The organism is Stenotrophomonas sp. Steno-C15 (genome assembly GCF_056393265.1).
The window spans coordinates 152,024-171,085 of the sequence record NZ_JBWJPF010000003.1; the positions used below are offsets into that span (position 1 = coordinate 152,024).

Annotated in this window: 15 protein-coding genes; 11 read left to right on the plus strand and 4 right to left on the minus strand. The window is 66.7% G+C overall.

Translation table 11 applies throughout. The annotated features are described in order from the left end of the window. The first annotated feature begins 36 nt into the window (after window positions 1–36). Entirely contained in the window at window positions 37–2,631 is a 2,595-nt protein-coding gene (locus AC06FB_RS04250; protein WP_478053415.1) for a M14 family zinc carboxypeptidase, read from the plus strand. Window positions 2,632–2,744: 113 nt separating this feature from the next. Here the strand turns inward: AC06FB_RS04250 and AC06FB_RS04255 are convergent, their stop codons facing one another. After that, window positions 2,745–4,157 carry a DEAD/DEAH box helicase gene (locus AC06FB_RS04255; protein WP_065175363.1) on the minus strand — a complete coding sequence of 471 codons (1,413 nt, stop codon included), beginning with the start codon at window positions 4,155–4,157 and terminating at the stop codon, window positions 2,745–2,747. 878 nt (window positions 4,158–5,035) lie between these two features. Between AC06FB_RS04255 and AC06FB_RS04260 the strand changes: the two genes are divergently transcribed. Continuing rightward, the gene (locus tag AC06FB_RS04260) at window positions 5,036–6,025 is read left to right on the plus strand and encodes a fumarylacetoacetate hydrolase family protein (RefSeq protein ID WP_065175362.1); all 990 of its coding nucleotides are present in this window, start codon (window positions 5,036–5,038) and stop codon (window positions 6,023–6,025) included. A gap of 14 nt (window positions 6,026–6,039) precedes the next feature. Beyond that, window positions 6,040–6,708 (plus strand): maleylacetoacetate isomerase, encoded by a 669-nt coding sequence (gene maiA / locus AC06FB_RS04265; RefSeq protein ID WP_461290067.1) that lies wholly within the window; start codon window positions 6,040–6,042, stop codon window positions 6,706–6,708. 32 nt (window positions 6,709–6,740) lie between these two features. Here maiA and AC06FB_RS04270 read toward each other — a convergent pair whose 3' ends face one another. From AC06FB_RS04270 to AC06FB_RS04280, 3 genes are all read right to left on the minus strand, one after another. Then, a complete protein-coding gene (locus AC06FB_RS04270) occupies window positions 6,741–8,237 on the minus strand; it encodes a UdgX family uracil-DNA binding protein (RefSeq protein WP_478053416.1) in 1,497 nt (498 codons plus the stop codon). Beyond that, on the minus strand, window positions 8,218–9,501 hold the full coding sequence (locus tag AC06FB_RS04275) for a putative DNA modification/repair radical SAM protein (protein WP_478053417.1): 1,284 nt from the start codon (window positions 9,499–9,501) through the stop codon (window positions 8,218–8,220). Before AC06FB_RS04275 ends, AC06FB_RS04270 begins: the two co-directional genes overlap by 20 nt. Before the next feature lie 131 nt (window positions 9,502–9,632). Then, entirely contained in the window at window positions 9,633–10,760 is a 1,128-nt protein-coding gene (locus tag AC06FB_RS04280) for a PilT/PilU family type 4a pilus ATPase (RefSeq protein ID WP_053516991.1), read from the minus strand. A gap of 121 nt (window positions 10,761–10,881) precedes the next feature. On the opposite strand from AC06FB_RS04280, the gene AC06FB_RS04285 reads away from it, so the two are divergent. From AC06FB_RS04285 to AC06FB_RS04320, 8 genes are all read left to right on the plus strand, one after another. Beyond that, entirely contained in the window at window positions 10,882–11,247 is a 366-nt protein-coding gene (locus AC06FB_RS04285) for a DUF4398 domain-containing protein (protein ID WP_053516990.1), read from the plus strand. After that, window positions 11,244–12,128, plus strand: coding sequence for an OmpA family protein (locus tag AC06FB_RS04290; RefSeq protein WP_053516988.1), 885 nt, complete (start codon window positions 11,244–11,246; stop codon window positions 12,126–12,128). Before AC06FB_RS04285 ends, AC06FB_RS04290 begins: the two co-directional genes overlap by 4 nt. A 324-nt stretch (window positions 12,129–12,452) precedes the next feature. Then, the gene (locus tag AC06FB_RS04295; protein WP_053516987.1) at window positions 12,453–12,689 is read left to right on the plus strand and encodes an HP1242/YdcH family protein; all 237 of its coding nucleotides are present in this window, start codon (window positions 12,453–12,455) and stop codon (window positions 12,687–12,689) included. Between the two features lie 304 nt (window positions 12,690–12,993). Beyond that, window positions 12,994–14,364: a pyridoxal-phosphate dependent enzyme gene (locus AC06FB_RS04300; protein WP_053516986.1), complete on the plus strand. Its 1,371-nt coding sequence runs from the start codon at window positions 12,994–12,996 to the stop codon at window positions 14,362–14,364. A gap of 123 nt (window positions 14,365–14,487) precedes the next feature. Further along, the gene (locus tag AC06FB_RS04305; RefSeq protein ID WP_065175355.1) at window positions 14,488–15,660 is read left to right on the plus strand and encodes a cystathionine gamma-synthase; all 1,173 of its coding nucleotides are present in this window, start codon (window positions 14,488–14,490) and stop codon (window positions 15,658–15,660) included. 8 nt (window positions 15,661–15,668) lie between these two features. After that, window positions 15,669–16,967: a glycosyltransferase family 4 protein gene (locus tag AC06FB_RS04310; RefSeq protein ID WP_478053418.1), complete on the plus strand. Its 1,299-nt coding sequence runs from the start codon at window positions 15,669–15,671 to the stop codon at window positions 16,965–16,967. Window positions 16,968–17,004: 37 nt separating this feature from the next. Next, window positions 17,005–17,799, plus strand: a complete 795-nt coding sequence (locus AC06FB_RS04315) for an ABC transporter permease (RefSeq protein ID WP_111186692.1) — start codon at window positions 17,005–17,007, stop codon at window positions 17,797–17,799. Further along, complete coding sequence (locus AC06FB_RS04320) at window positions 17,796–19,058, plus strand: ABC transporter ATP-binding protein (protein WP_053516984.1); 1,263 nt, start codon at window positions 17,796–17,798, stop codon at window positions 19,056–19,058. The genes AC06FB_RS04315 and AC06FB_RS04320 overlap by 4 nt, the downstream gene beginning before the upstream one ends. The last annotated feature ends 4 nt before the right edge of the window (window positions 19,059–19,062 follow it).

A 19,062-nucleotide genomic window follows, 5' to 3' on the forward strand; every position in this document is an offset into this window, starting at 1 on the left:
CGTTGCCCTCTGCCGTCCTGTTTCCGGGGAGTCACCGTGTCCTTCCACCGCCGTGCCGTTCTTCCGTTGCTGATCGCCGCTGCCAGCGCAGTGTTCCCCGCGTTGTCCGCGCAGGCGCAGAGCGCCTATTTCTTCCCGCAGGCCAGCGAGGCCGGCGCGTTCGACAGCGCCATTCCCACGCCGGAGCAGTTCCTCGGCTATCCGATCGGCAGCCGCTACACCCGCCACGACCAGTTGGTCGCCTATTTCGAGGAACTGGCCAGGCATTCGGACAGGATCCGCGTCCAGCACATTGGACGCAGCTATGAAGGCCGCCCCCTGCTGATTGCCACCATCACCGCGGCCAGCAACCAGGCGCGGTTGGAACAGATCCGCCAGCAGCACGCGACCCTGGTCGATCCGGCACAACCGCGCAGCGCAGCCGGTGACAGCCCGGTGGTGGTCTGGCTGGGCTACAGTGTGCACGGCAATGAAACCTCCAGCGGCGAAGCGGCGATGCTCACCGCGTATTACCTGGTGGCCAATCGCAGCAGTGAAACCCAGCAATGGCTGCAGCAGGCGGTGGTGCTGTTCGACCCGGCGCAGAATCCGGACGGACGCGACCGTGCCGCCAACTGGCACAACGCCTGGGCATCGGACCCGGCCTCGGCCGATCCGGCTGACAAGGAGCATGTCGAGCCGTTCCCGCAGGGCCGTACCAACCATTACTTCACCGATCTCAACCGCGACTGGCTGGCGCTGACCCAGCAGGATTCGCGGCCGAAGGTGGCCGGCTTCCACCAGTGGTACCCGAACGTGCAGATCGACTTCCACGAGATGGGCAAGGACAGCACGTACTACTTCGAGCCTTCGCCGAAGAGCATGCACAGCCCGTTGATCCCGGCCGCCTCCTACGAGTTCAACAGGACGCTGGCCACGTACCACGCACAGGCGCTGGACGCACTGGGGTCGCTGTACTACACGGGTGAGAACTTCGACAACTTCTCGCCGGTGTATGGCTCGACCTATCCGGACTTCCATGGCGCGGTCGGTGTCACCGTCGAGCAGGCCAGTTCGCGGGGACGGGTGCAGGAGTCGGTGAACGGGCTGCTGACCTTCCCGTTCACCATCCGCAACCAGGTCGCCACCGGCCTGGGCACGGTGCGCGGTGCGGTGGCCGAGCGCAGTGGCCTGTTCGACCTGCAGAAGACCTTCTTCCAGAGCGCATTGAAACAGGCCGCGCAGCAGCCGCAGAAGAGCTTCGTGTTCGGCGACGCGCATGATCCGGCGTTGACCCGGCGCCTGCTTGAACTGCTGCTCCTGCACCGGATCGAGGTACGCGCGCTGGATCGCGATGTCACCGTCGAGGGGAAGCGCTTCCAGGCAGGCAGTGCCTATGTCGTGCCCGTGCAGCAGGCGCAGTTCCGCCTGGTGCACTCGATCTTCGCCGAGACGCCGCCGATCAAGGGCGACGTGTTCTATGGCAGCACCAGCTACGCCATTGCGCCAGCCTACGGCGTGACCTTCGCCGGCAGCCGCAGCCGCATCGACGGCGGTGCTCAGGTGAGCGAGCTGCCACCGCTGCAGGGCGCGATCGTCGGCGGCCAGGCAGGGTTCGCCTATGCCATCGACTGGCGTGACTACAACGCCAGCCGTGCGCTGGCCGAGCTGCAGGGCAGGGGACTGGCCGCCCGCGCTGCATTCCAGCCGTTCACCGCCGGAACCGCACAGGGCGATGTGGCTTTCGCGGCCGGCAGCATCGTCGTTCCGGTCGCCGGCCAGCCACTGCAGGGGGCGGCCCTGCTCGACGCGGTGGCCGCGGCGGCACGTGCTTCAGGCGTACAGGTGCATGCGTTGTCGAGTGGCCGCAGCCGCGAGGGCATCGATCTCGGCAGCGATGGCGTGAAGGCACTGCGCAAGCCGGCCGTGGCACTGGTGATGGGCGAAGGCGTGGCGGCCACCGAGATCGGATCGGCCTGGTTCCTGCTGGACCAGCACCTGCACCTGCCGGCCAGCAAGCTGGATCCGCAGCAGCTGGGCAAGGTTCCGCTGGATCGCTACACCACCCTCGTGTTGTCCGGTGGCGCCTACAGCAGTGTCGATGCGACCGCGGTGGCCGCACTGAAGCGCTGGGTGCAGGCCGGCGGCTCGCTGGTGACCTATGGCAGCGCGTCGAAGTGGGCGATCGAACAGAAGCTCGCCGATGGCGAGAAGACCGGCAAGGATGAAGAGGCCGGCGACGAATCCCGTCGCGCCTTCGGTGACCAGCGCGACATCGCTGCGATCGAGCGGGTGAGCGGCAACATCCTCAGCGCCGATGTCGATACCAGCCATCCCCTGGCGTTCGGCGTGCCGGGCCGGCAGCTGGCGGTGAACAAGGAAAACAGCGTGACGCTGCAGCCGAGTGCGAATCCGTTCTCGACGGTGGTGCGCATCGACGCGTCACCACGGGTCAACGGTTACCTGTCCGAGCGCAATCGTGCGCGGGTGGCAGGCAGTGCGTGGCTGCTGGTGTCGGCCCAGGGAAAGGGCAACGTGGTGCTGTTCGCCGATGATCCGGCACACCGCAAGTACTGGCATGGCACGGATCGACTGCTGATCAATGCGATCTTCTTCGGGAATCTGGCGAATCCGGCGAAAGCACGCGGATGAGGCGTCTGGCGCCTTGATTGATGCGCGGGCAACAAAAAGGGACGGCGCGCGAGCGCCGTCCCCGATGTAAGGCCTCCCGCGCAGCGGGACGCCCTCATTCCTGTCAGTCAGGATCAGCCGGCGCGACCGCCGCCGCCCTGGCCGCGGCCACGACCACCGCCGTTGCCGCCTCCGCCACGACGCTGGCCCTGACCAGCGCCGGCACGCTGCTGGCCGTTGCCACCGCCCTCACGACGGCCACCACCGGCCTTCTTCGGGCCGGCGTGGGCATGGCGCGGCGCATCGCCGTGCGGACGTCGCGCGTGGCTCTTGCGCGGGGCGCGCTCGCCGGTGTCGTGCTCGGCCTTGCCCGGTGCACTGTTGCCCCAGCGGATCGGCACCTGCAGCTCGAAGCCCGGCACATCGCGGATGTCCATGTCGCGTCCGAGCAGGCGCACGATTGCGCGCAGCAGCTTGACCTCGTCCTGCGCCACCAGCGAGATCGCCTGGCCGGTGGAGCCGTTGCGGCCGGTGCGGCCGATGCGGTGCACGTAATCCTCGGCGACCATCGGCAGGTCGAAGTTGATCACCTTCGGCAGCTCGTTGATGTCGATGCCGCGTGCCGCGATGTCGGTGGCCACCAGCACGGTCACGCGACCGGCCTTGAAGTCACCCAGCGCACGCAGCCGCTGGCCCTGGCTCTTGTTGCCATGGATCGCCGCGGTCTTGATGCCCGACTTCTCCAGGAACGCGGCCAGCTTGTCGCTGCCGTGCTTGGTCCGGGCGAACACCAGGGTCTGCTCACGGCTGTCCTGTGCCAGCAGGTGCAGCAGCAGGTCGCGCTTGCGGCCGGCGTCGACCGGATGCACGCGATGGGTGATGGTCTCGGCCACGGTGTTCTTCGGCGTCACCTGGATCTGTTCCGGGTTGCGCATGAACTCCAGCGCCAGCTGGCGGATGTTGTCCTCGAACGTGGCCGAGAACAGCAGGGTCTGACGGTTCTGCTTGGGCAGCTTGGCCAGGATGCGCTTGATCGACGGCAGGAAGCCCATGTCCAGCATGCGGTCGGCTTCGTCCAGCACCAGCAGTTCGATGCCGGACAGGTCGATGCTGCGACGCTCCAGGTGATCGATCAGGCGGCCCGGGCAGGCCACCAGCAGGTCCACGCCACGGCGCAGGATGTCCAGCTGGTTGCCCATGCCGACGCCGCCGTAGATGCAGGCGCTGGGGATGCGCAGATACTTGCTGTAGCCGCGCAGGCTGTCATGCACCTGGGTGGCCAGCTCGCGGGTCGGGGCCAGGATCAGTGCGCGCGGCTTGCGCGGGCCACCGCCACGCACTTCCTGCGGCGCGGTGCCCAGATGCTGCAGCAGCGGCAGGCCGAAGGCTGCGGTCTTGCCGGTACCGGTCTGTGCGCCGGCCAGCAGGTCGCGACCGGCCAGCGCCAGCGGGATCGCCTGCTGCTGGATCGGGGTCGGGTTTTCGTAGCCCTGCTCGGCCAGCGCACGCAGCAGGAAGGGCGCCAGGCCCAGCGATTCAAAAGACATCGAGTGTGCTCCAAGTACAAGAAACGCCTGTCCGAATGGACAGACGGGGGCAGATCAAACTGATCGGCTGACTCGGAGCGTTCCCGTGAACCGCGCTGCGAGAATTGGGTGCAGCCGGCACGAAGCGCAGGCTGGAATGCGTGACGAACGGCGTCGGAGTGGGGGCGGGCGAAGAGGGCGGACCCTGGTCGCCGGCGATCCCGGAGGGAAACGGACGGCCGCTGCAGACTCCGCAAGTCTAAACGATGTTTGAGACTTCACGCAAAAAGGCCTGTTCAGGTAAGGGTTCTCTCTGCAGGGCTGCGCCCTGCACCCGCAGAGGCCGAAGCCACGTCAACGTCAACGTCAAAAGCGGGCTTCCTGAAGGTAGGCGGGGTGGGTCCGGTTGCGGGAGACGCCGTAAACCCGTCCCTGGGGGCTTGGCCGCGGCATCCATGCCGCGGACACTCCCGCAACCGGACCCACCCCGCCTTCGACAGTTTCCTGCGAACTGGCGGAACGGATCTGACCCCCGTTTGGATTTCGATATCCGGAAGATTTCATCCACGCCTGGCGTGGATCTACTGACCGTCACCGGGAAACTGCCAAAGGTGGGGCGGTGTGGGCGGGCAGGACCGTTGGCGCCATGGATGGCGCCATCGAGCCCCCAGGGATGGGTTTACGGCGTGTCCTGCCCGCCCACACCGCCCCGCCAAATCCGCAGACAACCCAGAGCCGGCTGTTGCCATTGACGTTGCCCTGGCTTGAAGCAGGTGCAGGGCGCAGCCCTGCCTGACCCCCGCTACGGTAGGGTGGAGCGATGCGGCGCTGCAGCTTGGCGCCGCCCCATATTTGATTACACTTGAAACTTGTTTGCCCATGACTCCGGACACCCACCCATGAAGCTTGGTTCTTTGAAGGAAGGCGGCCGCGACGGCACCCTGATCGTCGTCTCGCGTGATCTGCGCCACGGCGTCCGCGCCACCGGCATCGCGGCCACCCTGCAGCAGGCCCTGGAGGACTGGAGCCGTGTCGCACCGCGCCTGAACGCGCTCTACGAATCACTGAACGCCGGTGACGCCGATGGCGTGTTCGACCTGGACCCGCAGACGCTGGCGGCGCCCCTGCCGCGCGCCTATGAATTCGTCGATGGCAGCGCCTACCTGCCGCACGTCGAGCGCGTCCGCCGCGCCCGCGGGGCCGAGGTTCCGGAAAGCTTCTACACCGACCCGCTGATGTACCAGGCCACCAGTGCCGGTTTCTACGGCCCGCGCGACGCGGTGAAGGTGGTCAGCGAGGAGTACGGCATCGATCTGGAGGCCGAACTGGTGGTCATCACCGACGACGTGCCGATGGCGGTCACCCCGCAGCAGGCCGCCGGCCACATCCAGCTGGTGGGTCTGGTCAACGACGTTTCGCTGCGCAACCTGATTCCGGGCGAGCTGGCCAAGGGCTTTGGCTTCCTGCAGTCCAAGCCGCGCTCGGCACTGTCGCCGGTGTTTGTCACCCCTGACGAGCTGGGTGACGCCTGGCAGGACAGCAAGGTGCACCTGCCGCTGGTCACCCATATCAATGGTGCGTGGTTCGGTGCGCCGGAGGCAGGCGTGGACATGCAGTTCAACTTCGCCCAGCTGGTGGCGCATGCGGCCAGGACCCGTCCGCTGGGCGCCGGCACCATCGTGGGATCGGGCACCATCGCCAACGAGGACACCAGCAAGGGCGCTTCGTGCTTTGCCGAGCAGCGCACCGTGGAAACCCTGCGCGACGGCAAGCCGAGCACACCGTTCATGTCGTTCGGCGACGTGGTGCGGATTGAAATGTTCGACGCCGCCGGCAACAGCATCTTCGGTGCGATCGAGCAGCGCATCGAGCAGGCGGCCAGGCCCTGAGGAGGGACGCGGCGATGGAGATCCCGGTCGACGACGGCATCGTGCTGTACACCTACTGGCGATCCAGCGCCGCCTACCGCGTGCGCATCGGCCTGGAGCTGAAGGGCCTGCGCTGGGAGGCGCGCCCGGTTCATCTGCTGCGCGACGGTGGTGAACAGCACGGCGAAGCCTATCGCGCACTCAATCCGCAGGAGCGGGTGCCGACCCTGCTGCACGAGGGGCAGGTGCTGACCCAGTCGCTGGCGATCCTGGAGTATCTGGACGAACGTTTTCCGCAGATGCCGCTGCTGCCGGCCGATGCGGCCGGCCGCGCCCGCGTCCGTGCGCTGGCGCAGCTGGTCGCCTGCGACATCCATCCGCTGAACAACCTCCGGGTGATGCAGCATCTGGAACGCGGCCTGCACCTGTCCGCTGATGTCCGCACCCAGTGGACGCTGCAGTGGATCGCCGAAGGCTTTGCGGCCCTGGAAACCCTGCTGGCCGGGAGCAGCGACACCGGCACCTTCTGCCATGGCGACCGGCCCGGCCTGGCCGACATCTGCCTGCTGCCGCAGGTGTACAACGCACATCGCTTTGGTCTGGATCTGTCGCCGTATCCGACCCTGCGCCGCATCGAAGCCGCCTGCCAGGCGCTGGACGCATTCGAGCGTGCGCGCCCCGAAAACCAGGTCGACGCGGCCTGATTGCCGCTGCGATCGCCGGGCATGGTCCGGCGCTACCCCTCGCTGGTTGGTGGCAGCGCGGGGCGACGCCCGGTGGATTCCGCATCCCCGATGAGCAACTGCCGCAGGTCATCGCGGAACAGCCGGTAGGCGTCTTCTCGACGGACCTCGTCGGCCTGCCGCAACACCCATGCGGGATGCACCGTGGCAGAGCCACGGGTGCCATCCGGCAGGGTGTGCCAACGGGCGCGATCACGCGTCAGGCTGAAATGGCTGCCGAACACCGCCGACGCCGCCGTTGCGCCCAGGCACACGATGATCTCCGGCCGCACCCGCTCGATCTCGCCGAGCAGCCACGGACGGCAGGCCTGCACATGGCGGCCCTGCGGACGTTTGTGCAGGCGCACCTTGCCGCGCCTCTCGTGGTGGAAATGCTTCACTGCGTTGGTCAGGTACAGCGTGGAGCGGGCGATACCCAGCTCGGAGAGGGCACGGTCCAGCAGCGCGCCGGCAGGTCCCGCGAAGGGGCGTCCGCACAGGTCCTCGGTGTCGCCCGGCTGTTCGCCGACCAGCATCACCCGTGCATCGCCAGGCCCTTCACCCAACACCACCTGGGTGGTGGACTCCCACAGGGGGCACTGCCGGCAGCCCGCTGCCTGGCGCTGCAGGGTAGCCAGATCACTGGAGGGTGAGGGGACCGGGGATGTCGCCTGCCGTGATGGAATCCGCCGCTGGGGTGGCTGCGCCGGACGATCGTGCATGGCCTGCACGCGGTCGCCAGCATCGCGGATCAGCCCGGGCAGCAGCTGCGCCTCGGGCAGGTGCCGCCAGTACCGGGCAGGCATCTCCTGCTGCATCATCCGCGTGTTGAGGCGTGCGGGATTGAAGATGCTTGCGTAGTAGGTCTGCCAGAGCGTCTCGCGTGCGTCCTCCGCCGGCGCCTGCTCGCGGTGCCCGCCAGCGCCGAAGGACAGCGCCTGGCCATCCCAGTGCACGCTCCGGTAGGGGGTGAGGATGGCCCAGCGCATGCCAGCGAAGCGGCGTGCGAAGAACGCCGCGACCCGGTCGACGATCCGATGCTGCGGCTCGAACCATGCGATGAAGGCATCCTGCTCGCCGGGGATCTCGCGGAAGCGCACGAACGCCTTCATCTTGTGCGTGTCGCGGCGGACCGCCTGCGCCATCGTCATCGCGCGCAGCACATCGGCGTCGGTTGGATTGGAGAGCAGCGCGCGCTCGCCGTGCACGATCCGCCACAGCAGCCGGTACAGCAGTGGCATCGGCTGCGCATCGGCATGGCACAGGCAGGTGGAGGCCAGCTCAAGGAACGCACTCGGCACATGTGGCACGGAGGGCGTTTCCAGAAGCGGGGCCTGGGTCGCTGCCGGAGCATCCAGCAACGACCCGGCGGTGCTTTCCAACCAGTCCAGCTGCTCGGGCGACAGCCCGCGCAGCAGCGCTTCGCGGGCTGCACCCCGCCAGGCATCGAGCGACCATGGGGGATCGACCCGCAGCGACCAGCGCTGGGCGTCAGGCCGCCGGCGGTGCATCGAACAGCGATCCCTGGCGGGGCGGCGGCGCCAAACGCGCACGCAATGCCACAGGATCCTCCAGCGCCTTGCGTGGCTGGTGGTCAGCCAGCAGCACGAACGGCAGCAGCTTGCCCATCGGTGCCTTCAGCCTCGCAATGTCCGCCACCCGCAGCCGGCCATGGCGGCGCGCCATCAACACGCGTTTCACATTGCGTACGCCGAGCCCGGGAACCCGCAGCAGCAGTTCCTTCGGCGCACGATTGAGGTCGACCGGGAAGCGCTCGGGATGGCGGATCGCCCAGGCCATCTTCGGATCGATGTCCAGATCCAGCATGCCCCCCTGCGCGGTGTCGGTGATCTCTTCCACGCCGTAGCCATAGAAGCGCAGCAGCCAGTCCGCCTGGTACAGCCGATGCTCGCGCTGCAGTGGCGGCGGCTGCACCGGCAACTGCAGACTGGCGTCGGGAATGGGGCTGAACGCCGAGTAGTAGACGCGGCGCATCCGGTAGCTGCCGTACAGATTGTCGGCACTGCAGAGGATCTGCCTGTCGCTGGCGCCATCGGCACCGACGATCATCTGCGTGCTCTGCCCCGCCGGTGCGAAGCGCGGGGCTTTCGCTCGCGTCCGGCGCGGCGCGCCCGCGGTGACCGCACGCGATGCCTTGCCGGCCTCCTTGGCTTCCTCGATGCGCCAGCGCAGCTCGCCCATGGCGCCGCGGATCGAGCCGACGGTCTTCTCCGGAGCCAGTTTCGTCAATCCGGCCTCGGTGGGCAGTTCGACATTGATCGAAAGACGGTCGGCGTGCCGGCCGGCCGCTGCCAGCAGTTCCGGCGATGCTTCGGGGATGGTCTTGAGGTGGATGTAGCCGGCGAAGCGATGTTCCTCGCGCAGCCGGCGGGCGACTTCCACCAGGCGCTCCATCGTGTAATCCGCATTGCGGATGATTCCGCTGGAAAGGAACAGGCCCTCGATGTAGTTGCGCTTGTAGAAGTCCAGGGTCAGCGCGACCACCTCATCCACACTGAAACGCGCGCGTGGCACGTTGCTGGAGACGCGGTTGATGCAGTACGCACAGTCGTAGACGCAGAAGTTGGTGAGCAGGATCTTCAGCAGGGACACGCAGCGGCCGTCCGGCGTGTAGCTGTGGCAGATCCCCATGCCCTCGGTGCTGCCGATGCCACCGCTGGTCCGGGAGTCGCGCTTGCCGGACCCGCTGGAAGCACAGGAGGCGTCGTATTTGGCGGCGTCGGCAAGAATGGCCAGCTTGCGGAGGGTGTCCATGACGGCACGCTACGCAGGGGCTGTCTCATTGGGTGAGACAGCCCCTGAACTCTTCAGGATCTGCCGCCGGGCATGGCCCGGCGCTACCGATGCACTGGCACCACCGCCGGGCATGGCCCGGCGGGGGTGGATCAGAAGCCGTGGGTGATGCTCGGCTGGCCTGCTGAATAGTCGGCGTACGGGTCGTGCTCGCCGCTGCTGCCTTCGGAGAGGCGGAACTTCAGCGCCAGGCCGTCGCGCGAATCGGCAGCGCGCAAGGCTTCCTCCTGCTCGATCACGCCAGACTTGGCGAGCCGGAACAGGCATTGGTCGAAGCTCTCCATGCCTTCTTCCAGCGAGGCTTCCATCGCTGCCTTGATCTCGTGCACCTGGCCGCGTCGCAGCAGGTCGCGGATCATCGGGGTGTTGATCAGCACCTCGGTGGCTGGAAGACGGCGGCCGTCCTTGTTCTTCACCAGGCGCTGGCTGATCACCGCACGCAGGTTCAGCGCCAGGTTCATCAGCACGTTCTTGTGCGCGCTTTCAGGGAAGAAGTTGAGGATCCGCTCGATGGTCTGGTCGGCATTGTTGGAATGCAGCGTGGCCAGGCACAGATGGCCGGTCTCGGCGAAGGCGATGGCCGCTTCCATCGTCTCGGCATCCAGGATCTCGCCGATCAGGATGACGTCCGGTGCCTCGCGCATGGCGTTCTTCAGGGCATTGTGGAAGGCATGGGTGTCCAGCCCCACTTCACGCTGGTTGACGATGGACATCTTGTGCTTGTGCAGGTACTCGATCGGATCCTCGATGGTGAGGATGTGTCCGGTCGTGGTGCTGTTGCGATGGTCGATCATCGACGCCAGCGAGGTTGATTTGCCGGAACCGGTGGACCCCACCACCAGCACCAGCCCGCGCGGGGTCATGATGACGTCCTTCAGCACCTGCGGCAGGTTCAGCTCCTCGATGCTCGGGATCCGGCTGCGGATGGCGCGGATGACCATGCCGACCTCGCCCCGCTGCTTGAACACGTTCACCCGGAAACGGCCGGCATCGGCCAGGGCGATGGCCATGTTGAGCTCCAGCTCGCGCTCGAACTGCGGCACCTGGCCCTCGTCCATCAGCGAATAGGCGATCTTCTTGACCATGCCGGGCGGCAGGCCGGTGTTGCCCAGCGGGTAAAGCTTCCCCTCGATCTTGATGTAGACCGGTGCTCCGGTGGTCAGGAACATGTCCGAGGCGTTCTTTTCGGTCATCAGCTTCAGGAAGTAGCCGATATCCATCGCGAATTTTCCCCAACGAAACTGCCGGCGCCCGTTGCAAGCACGGCGCTGGCTTGACGACAATGGCCGTGAACCGACAACCGGTACGGCCTCCCCAATGAAACGACCTAGCTTCGCACGAATGCGCCACGGCCTGTATGTGATGGCGTTTGCATTCGCACTGTCTGCCCCCGCCTGGGCGCAGGACGGTGCGCTGGAACTGGCCCAGGCCCGGCAGGCGGTGGACAAGGCCACCCAGGCCGATGCCGACCAGTACGCCCCGGACCTGATCGATCTGGCCCGGCAGGGCCTGGAGCAGGCGCAGCGCGCCGCTGGCGATCGCCGCGAACGCAAGAACGCCCCGGCCATGGCCCTGCGCGCGGCGGCCGATGCCGACCTGGCCCGCGCCCGCAGCGAGGAGGCCACTGCCACCGCGCAGCTGCAGCTGCGCCGCAACGAGGTCAACCAGCTGCAGCGCCAGCTCTCGACCGGGGAGGACCGCCGGTGAAACCCGTGAACGCCGCAACCCTGGCCGTACTGCTGGCTCTGCCGACCCTTGCCCTGGCGGCCGACAACCCCGTGGTGGCCCAGCTGAGCCAGCGCCTGATGGCCATCCAGGCCAATCCGGACACCGCCGAACTGGGCGCCTTCGAGCGCATGCAGGCCCAGCAGGCCATTGCCACCCTGGACAAGGCCAAGCGCCGCGACCAGGAGTTGGCGACCTACCTGGCCCAGCGCCGGGTCGAGATCGCCGAGACCGCCGTACGCGCGGCCCTGGCCGCCCGTGAGGTCGATCGGCTCGAGCGGACCCGCAGTGACCTGCTGATCGAGGCGAGCCGCCGCGATGCCGCCCGCGCCCGCCAGGAGGCCGAACAGCTGCGCATGCAGGCGCAGATGCAGGCCGAGGAAGCCGAACGCCTGCGTCAGGCTGCCGAGGCCGAGACGCTGGCGCGGCAGGACGCCGAGAACGCGCTGACCAGCGTGGCCGGCAAGCAGCAGCAGCGATTGAGCGCGGCCCAGCAGAATGCGGCGAAACTGGCCCGCGAGGAGGCCGAGCTGGTGTCCGGGCAGAAGCTGCCGGGCTCGAAGTTCGACGGACGCGGCGAGGTCTTCACCTTCGCCGGTGATGCTTTCGGAGCGGGCGGCTCCAGTCTGTCCGCCGGGGCGCGCAACCAGGCCAAGGCGTTGGCCGAGTACCTGAACATCGGCAAGAAGGGCCGGCTGCGCATCGAGGCCTACGACAGCGCCAACGGCGTCGGGCAGAAGCGCGCCGAGGCCCTGCGTGATGCACTGGTGGCGGGCGGTGTCGCCAGCAACCGCATCCAGATCAGCGGCAAGAAGGCGGCGTCGACCCGGGCGCGCTCGGCCGAGGTCATCATCGCCCCGTAATTGATTGATATTGTTTGTTTTTCGTTGCGTTGAGCATTCAGCCTGAACCCCGCCCCGGCGGGGTTCGGTCTTTTTGTCGCAGGGGTCTTGTACCCCGCCCGGAGCAGGCGTAGGGTCAATCGTCCGGGACGCAATGCCGCGGACCGGACGATGGGAGGGCCGGGCCGATGCAAGCAGGGCGCGAACCGCAGCAGACCGACGTGCGCAGGCCAGTGCCGCAGGTCGTTGTGCGCACCCATGCAGCCATCGAACGGCGCTCCTCCATGAACAACGCCCCGTGCCTTGCGGCCGGGGCGTTCGCGTATCTGTCGAAGGAGGTCCATCATGTTTGAAGATCAGCCCCAGAGCGAGATCGACGCACGTCGCGCGCGTGATCCGGAGTTCAGGGCACTCCATGACCAGCACCGCAAGTTGAACAAGAAGTGCATGGACGCGGAGTTGGGTGTACTCCCGATCGATGATGTCACCCTGGGTCGCATGAAGCGTGAGAAGCTGCTGGCCAAGCAACGACTTCTGCGAATGTACGAAACACCGCTCCCAACGACGTCCGCCACGCTGTGACGCACCTCGTCACGCCCGGAACGGCGTGATCCGGCCACAGAAGGCCCGGCCAGGCGCTCGCGCCCTGGCGTCGCGGTACCGCCGATGACGGCGGCCGCGCCAAGGCACCACAGGCGGTGGTGCCTTGGCCCGCACGTCCCTGTCTCATCGATGCGGACGGTACCGGTCTCCTCGTCGATCCGGGGCCGTCCGCATCCCTTTTCCGGCAGCGTCGCGCCCATGCCCGGACTGACCTGACTTTCAGCGCCATCCGTCGGATAATCATCTGTCCGGCCCTGTGTGGCGCGAACCGAAAGTCCTGCGAATGCCCATCCATTCTTCCGTCCTCGAACTCATTGGCCAGACCCCGATCGTCAAGGCCCAGCGCCTGGACACCGGTGTCTGCGAGCTCTATCTGAAGCTCGAGAACGCCAACCCGGGTGGATCGATCAAGGATCGCATCGGCCTGTCGATGATCGAGGCAGCGGAGAAGCGCGGGGACCTGAAGCCGGGCGCGACGCTGGTCGAGGGCACCGCGGGCAACACCGGACTGGGCCTGGCCCTGGTCGCCCAGCAGAAGGGCTACAAGTTGATCCTGGTCGTTCCCGACAAGATGAGCCGGGAAAAGATCTTCAATCTGAAGGCGATGGGCGCTGAAGTGCGTCTGACCCGCTCGGACGTGGCCAAGGGCCACCCGGAGTACTACCAGGATCTGGCAAAGACCATCGCCGAGCAGACGCCGGGCGCCTACTTCATCAACCAGTTCGGCAACCCCGACAATCCGGCCGCCCACGAATTCGGCACCGGCCCGGAGATCCTGGAGCAGATGGGCGGCGATCTGGACGCCATCGTGTTCGGCTGCGGCAGCTCGGGCACCATGACCGGCCTGTCGCGCGCCTTCGCCACGCTGTCGCCGAAGACCGAGCTGGTGCTGGCCGACCCGGTCGGGTCGATCCTGGCCGAGTACATCAACGATGGCGTGCTCAATGACAAGTCGGGCAGCTGGCTGGTGGAAGGCATCGGCGAGGATTTCCTGCCCTCGATCTCCGATTTCAGCCGTGTCACCAAGGCCTATGCCATCAGCGACGCCGAGAGCTTCCACACCGCACGCGAACTGCTGGGCAAGGAAGGCATCCTCGGTGGCTCCTCCACGGGTACCCTGCTCGCCGCCGCACTGAAGTACTGCCGCGAGCAGACCACGCCGAAGAAGGTGCTGGTGCTGGTGTGCGACACCGGCAACAAGTACCTGTCGAAGATGTACAACGACTACTGGATGCTGGACAACGGCTTCCTCGAGCGCCCGCAGCACGGCGACCTGCGCGACCTGATCCTGCGCCCGTACGGCCAGCGCGACACCGTCGTGATCGGCCCGAATGATCTGTTGACCACCGCCTACCAGCGGATGAAGCTGTACGACGTCTCGCAGCTCCCGGTGATGGAGGGCGACCAGCTGGTCGGCATCGTCGATGAAAGCGACGTACTGCTGCATGTCTACGGCGACGAGGCGCGCTTCCGGGATCCGGTGGCCACGGCCATGGTCAGCAAGCTGGACCGGCTGGACGTGAAGTCGCCGATCGAAGCCCTGCTGCCCGTGTTCGATCGTGGCCAGGTGGCGATCGTCATGGACGGCAATGCCTTCCTCGGCCTGATCACCCGGATCGATCTGCTCAACTACCTGCGGCGTCGCGTTCAGTAACGCGAAGATCGCAGACGATCGCAGCTGAATTCACGTTTATTCGCGTCAAAGGTTGTTAAGGCCGCGCTGATAGACTTCCGCTCCTTCGACGGCACCGTCCACCGGTGCCCATCAGGAATCAACATGTCCAACGCTTCTTCCCAGGATCGCGCGCTCGCCCTGGCCACCCTGGCCATCCACGGCGGCCAGTCGCCCGATCCGAGCACCGGTGCGGTGATGCCGCCGATCTACGCCACCTCGACCTATGCGCAGTCCAGCCCGGGCGAGCACCAGGGCTTCGAATACTCGCGTACGCACAATCCGACCCGCTTTGCCTATGAGCGCTGCGTCGCCTCGCTGGAGGGGGGAACCCGCGGTTTCGCCTTTGCTTCCGGCATGGCCGCCAGCTCGACCGTGATCGAACTGCTGGACGCCGGCAGCCACGTGGTGGCGATGGATGACATCTATGGCGGCAGCTTCCGCCTGTTCGAGCGCGTGCGCCGTCGTACCGCCGGGCTGGACTTCAGCTTCGTCGATCTGACCGACCTGGCCGCGTTCGAGGCTGCGATCACGCCGGCCACGCGCATGGTATGGATCGAAACCCCGACCAACCCGATGCTGAAGATCGTGGACATCGCTGCGGTCGCCGCCATCGCCAAGCGCCATGGCCTGATCGTGGTGGTGGACAACACATTCGCCTCACCGATGCTGCAGCGTCCGCTGGAACTGGGGGCGGACCTGGTCCTGCACTCGGCCACCAAGTACCTCAACGGGCATTCGGACATGGTCGGCGGCATGGTCGTGGTCGGCGACAACGCCGAACTGGCCGAGCAGATGGCGTTCCTGCAGAACTCGGTGGGGGGCGTGCAGGGGCCGTTCGACAGCTTCCTGGCTCTGCGCGGCCTGAAGACCCTGCCGCTGCGCATGAAGGCGCACTGCGCCAATGCGCTGGCCCTGGCCCAATGGCTGGAAAAGCACCCGGCGGTGGACAAGGTGATCTACCCCGGCCTGGCCTCGCACCCGCAGCATGACCTGGCGACCCGCCAGATGGGCGGCTACGGCGGCATCGTCTCGATCGTCCTCAAGGGCGGTTTCGAGGCGGCCAAGCGCTTCTGCGAGAAGACCGAGCTGTTCACCCTGGCCGAATCGCTCGGCGGCGTGGAGAGCCTGGTCAACCATCCTGCCGTGATGACCCATGCGTCGATCCCGGTCGCGCGCCGCGAGCAGCTGGGCATCAGCGATGCGCTGGTGCGCCTGAGCGTGGGGGTGGAAGACCTGGGCGACCTGCAGCTGGACCTGGAACGGGCGCTGGGTTGAGCCGCACCATGGCCAGCAACGACGAAAGCAGGGGAGGGAGGCGGGCGCCACGTCGCATCGTCCACGCCCTGCGCGCCCGCCTGGGCGGGCTGCGCCGTTGGTGGCTTGCCTGCGGACTGGAGCAGGCACGTTTCCCCAAGCTGCCCGCACCGGCCGCTGGCGACGCGCGCGGTGAAACGCTGGTCTTCCCGCCGACCGACCCCACCCTGGGGCCGGGCGTCAATCTGTACGGCTACATCCACGGCCAGTTCGGCCTGGGGCAGACGGCACGGATGTATGCCCGGGCCCTGCTGGGTGAGGGATATCCGGTTGCGGTGAACGATGCCGCCCTCCGCATCCCGCACGCGTGCAATGACCACAGCCTGTCCGGTCAGCTTGGACGGGGCGCGCCGTATCCATTCAACCTGGTATTCGTGAATCCGGACCTGTTCGGTGAACTGGCGCCCCGCCTGCCGCGCGATACCTACACCATCGCGTTCTGGTTCTGGGAACTGGATACCGTGCCGGCCGCATGGCAGCGAACGCTGGAGCAGGTCGACGAAGTCTGGGTCTCCACCCGCTTCGTCGAGGATGCCTTCCGGCGCGCGACCGGCAAGCCGGTAGTGCGCATTCCGCATCCGATCGTGCCGCAGCCCGGCGCGGACCTGGCCCGGTCCAGCTTCGGCCTGGACGACGACGCGTTCGTGTTCCTGTGCAGCTTCGACTTCAATTCGTCGATCCACCGCAAGAATCCGTGGGCGGTGCTGGCGGCGTTCCGCGCGGCCTTCGATGGTGCACCGGACAACGTGCAACTGGTGATGAAGTGCAGCAACGGCTTCCGCCATCCGCAGCGGCTGCGCGAGCTGATGCAGCAGGCTGCCGGCGATCCGCGCATCCTGGTACGCGACCAGGTGCTCGACGACGCGCAGCTGCACGCGCTGCAGGAAACCGCCGATGCCTATGTCTCGCTGCACCGCGCGGAGGGGCTGGGGCTCGGACTGGCCGAGAGCATGGCCCGTGGCAAGCCGGTGATCGCCACCGCCTGGTCGGGCAATCTCGATTTCATGAACGAGGGCAACAGCTGCCTGGTGCCGTTCCGCACGGTGCCGATCCGCCCTGGGGAGTATCCCTTCGCCGATGGCGGCACCTGGGCCGAGGCCGACGTGCCGGCCGCGGCAGCGTGGATGCGCCGGCTCGCCCGTGAACCGGGCCTGGCGCAGCGGATCGGCGTGCAGGCACGCAGCGACATCCTGGAAACCATGAGCCTGCAGGCCGCCGCAACGGCCATGCGCGCTCGATTGCAGTCTTTGGAACGACACGACCGATGAACCCAAGAACCACCACCACCGGGCACGAGGATTGGACATGCTGGGTATGCTGAAAGCCCTGTGGAACTACCGCTATTTCATTTTTTCCTCGATCAAGAACGAGCTGCGGCTGCGCTTCATCCGCAGCCGCCTGGGCGCCCTGTGGATGATCATCCACCCGCTGATGCAGGTGCTGATCTTCGCCACGATCCTGTCCGAGGTGCTGGCCGCCAAGCTGCCGGGCATCGATGACAAGTACGGTTACGCGCTGTACCTGATGTCCGGCACCCTGTGCTGGACGATGTTCTCCGAGACCATCGGCAAGTCGGTGAACCTGTTCGTCGACAGCGGCAACCTGATGAAGAAGATGTCGTTCCCCCGCATCTGCCTGCCGTTCATCGCCGGTGGCACGATGCTGGTCAACAACGTGCTGCTGCTGGTGGCGATCTTCGCGGTGTTCGCGGTGATGGGCCACATGCCAACTGCCGAGGCCCTGTGGCTGCCGGCGCTGATGCTGCTGACGCTGAGTTTCTCGATGGCGCTGGGCCTGCTGCTGGGCGTGCTCAACGTGTTCATGCGCGATATCGGCCAGGTCGTCCCGGTGGTCCTGCAGGCATTGTTCTGGCTGACCCCCATCGTCTACCACATCACCATTCTGCCCGAGCGCGTGCAGGCCATCTTCCGGCTCAACCCGTTGCTGCCGCTGGTTACCAGCTACCAGAACGTGCTGCTGTTCGACAAGCCGCCGGTCTGGGGTGACCTGTTGTGGCTGATGATCGCCACGGTGGTGCTGGCATTGGCTTCGCTGGTGATGTTCCGTCGTGCCAGCCCGGAAATGGTGGATGCGCTATGAGTGGTGAACTGAAGGTCGACAACGTCGGCAAGGCGTATCGTGTCTGGACGAGTGAGTGGCTGCGCGCGGCCCGCTGGTTCGGTGTGCCGACGCGGCCCAAGGAAGAGAACTGGGTGCTGCGCAATGTGTCTTTCACCATCGCGCCCGGCGAAGCCGTGGGCGTGATCGGCCAGAACGGCGCGGGCAAGAGCACCCTGCTCAAGCTCATCACCGGAACCGCCCAGCCCACCGAGGGCCAGGTGACGCGGACCGGCCGCGTTGCGGCGATTCTCGAGCTGGGCATGGGCTTCAACCCCGACCTCACCGGTCGCCAGAACGCGTTCCACTCCGCAGGCCTGATGGGCTACTCGCAGGAGCAGATCGAAGCCGCGATGCCGGAGATCGAGGCCTTCGCCGAAGTGGGCGAGTACTTCGACCAGCCCGTGCGTACCTATTCCAGCGGCATGCAGGTGCGCGTGGCGTTTGCCGTCGCCACTGCATTCACCCCGGACCTGCTGATCGTCGACGAGGCCCTGTCGGTCGGCGACAGCTACTTCCAGCACAAGAGCTTCGACCGCATGCGTCGCTTCCGCGAGGAGGGCACGTCGATCATGCTGGTCTCGCACAGCCTCAGCGACGTGAAGGCACTGTGCGACCGCGCGATCCTGCTGGACAAGGGACGAGTGCTGAAGGATGGCGAGCCGGACGAGGTCATCGATTTCTACAACGCGCTGATCGCGAAGAAGGAAAACGAGACGCTTGCGGTCGAGCAGCGCCGTGGCAAATCCGGCTGGGTGACTACCCGGAGCGGGACCGGCCAGGCCCGCGTGGAATCGCTGCGACTGCTCGATGGCGAAAGCAGCCAGGAGGTCAAGCTGGCAACCGTTGGCCAGAAGCTCCGGCTTGAACTGAAGGCACAGGTCAGTGCCGACCTGCCCAGCCTGGTACTGGGGTTCATGCTGCGCGACAAGCAGGGCCACATCATCTGGGGCAGCAATACCTGGCATACCGGTCAGGTCCAGCGAGATGTACGGGGCGGAGAACAGGTGGTCTACCACCTGGACTTCACCTGTACGCTGGGCCCGGGTTCCTACTCGGTGTCGCCGGCGCTGGTCAGCACCGAAACGCACATGGTCGACAACTTCGAGTGGGTGGACAACCTGCTGGTGTTCGACGTGATGAATGCCGACAGGACCACGTTCATCGGATCGAACTGGCTCGATGCTGCCTTCAGCGTCGAACGCAGCCGCGCATCGGCCGATGGTGTGCAGGCGGACTGACGGA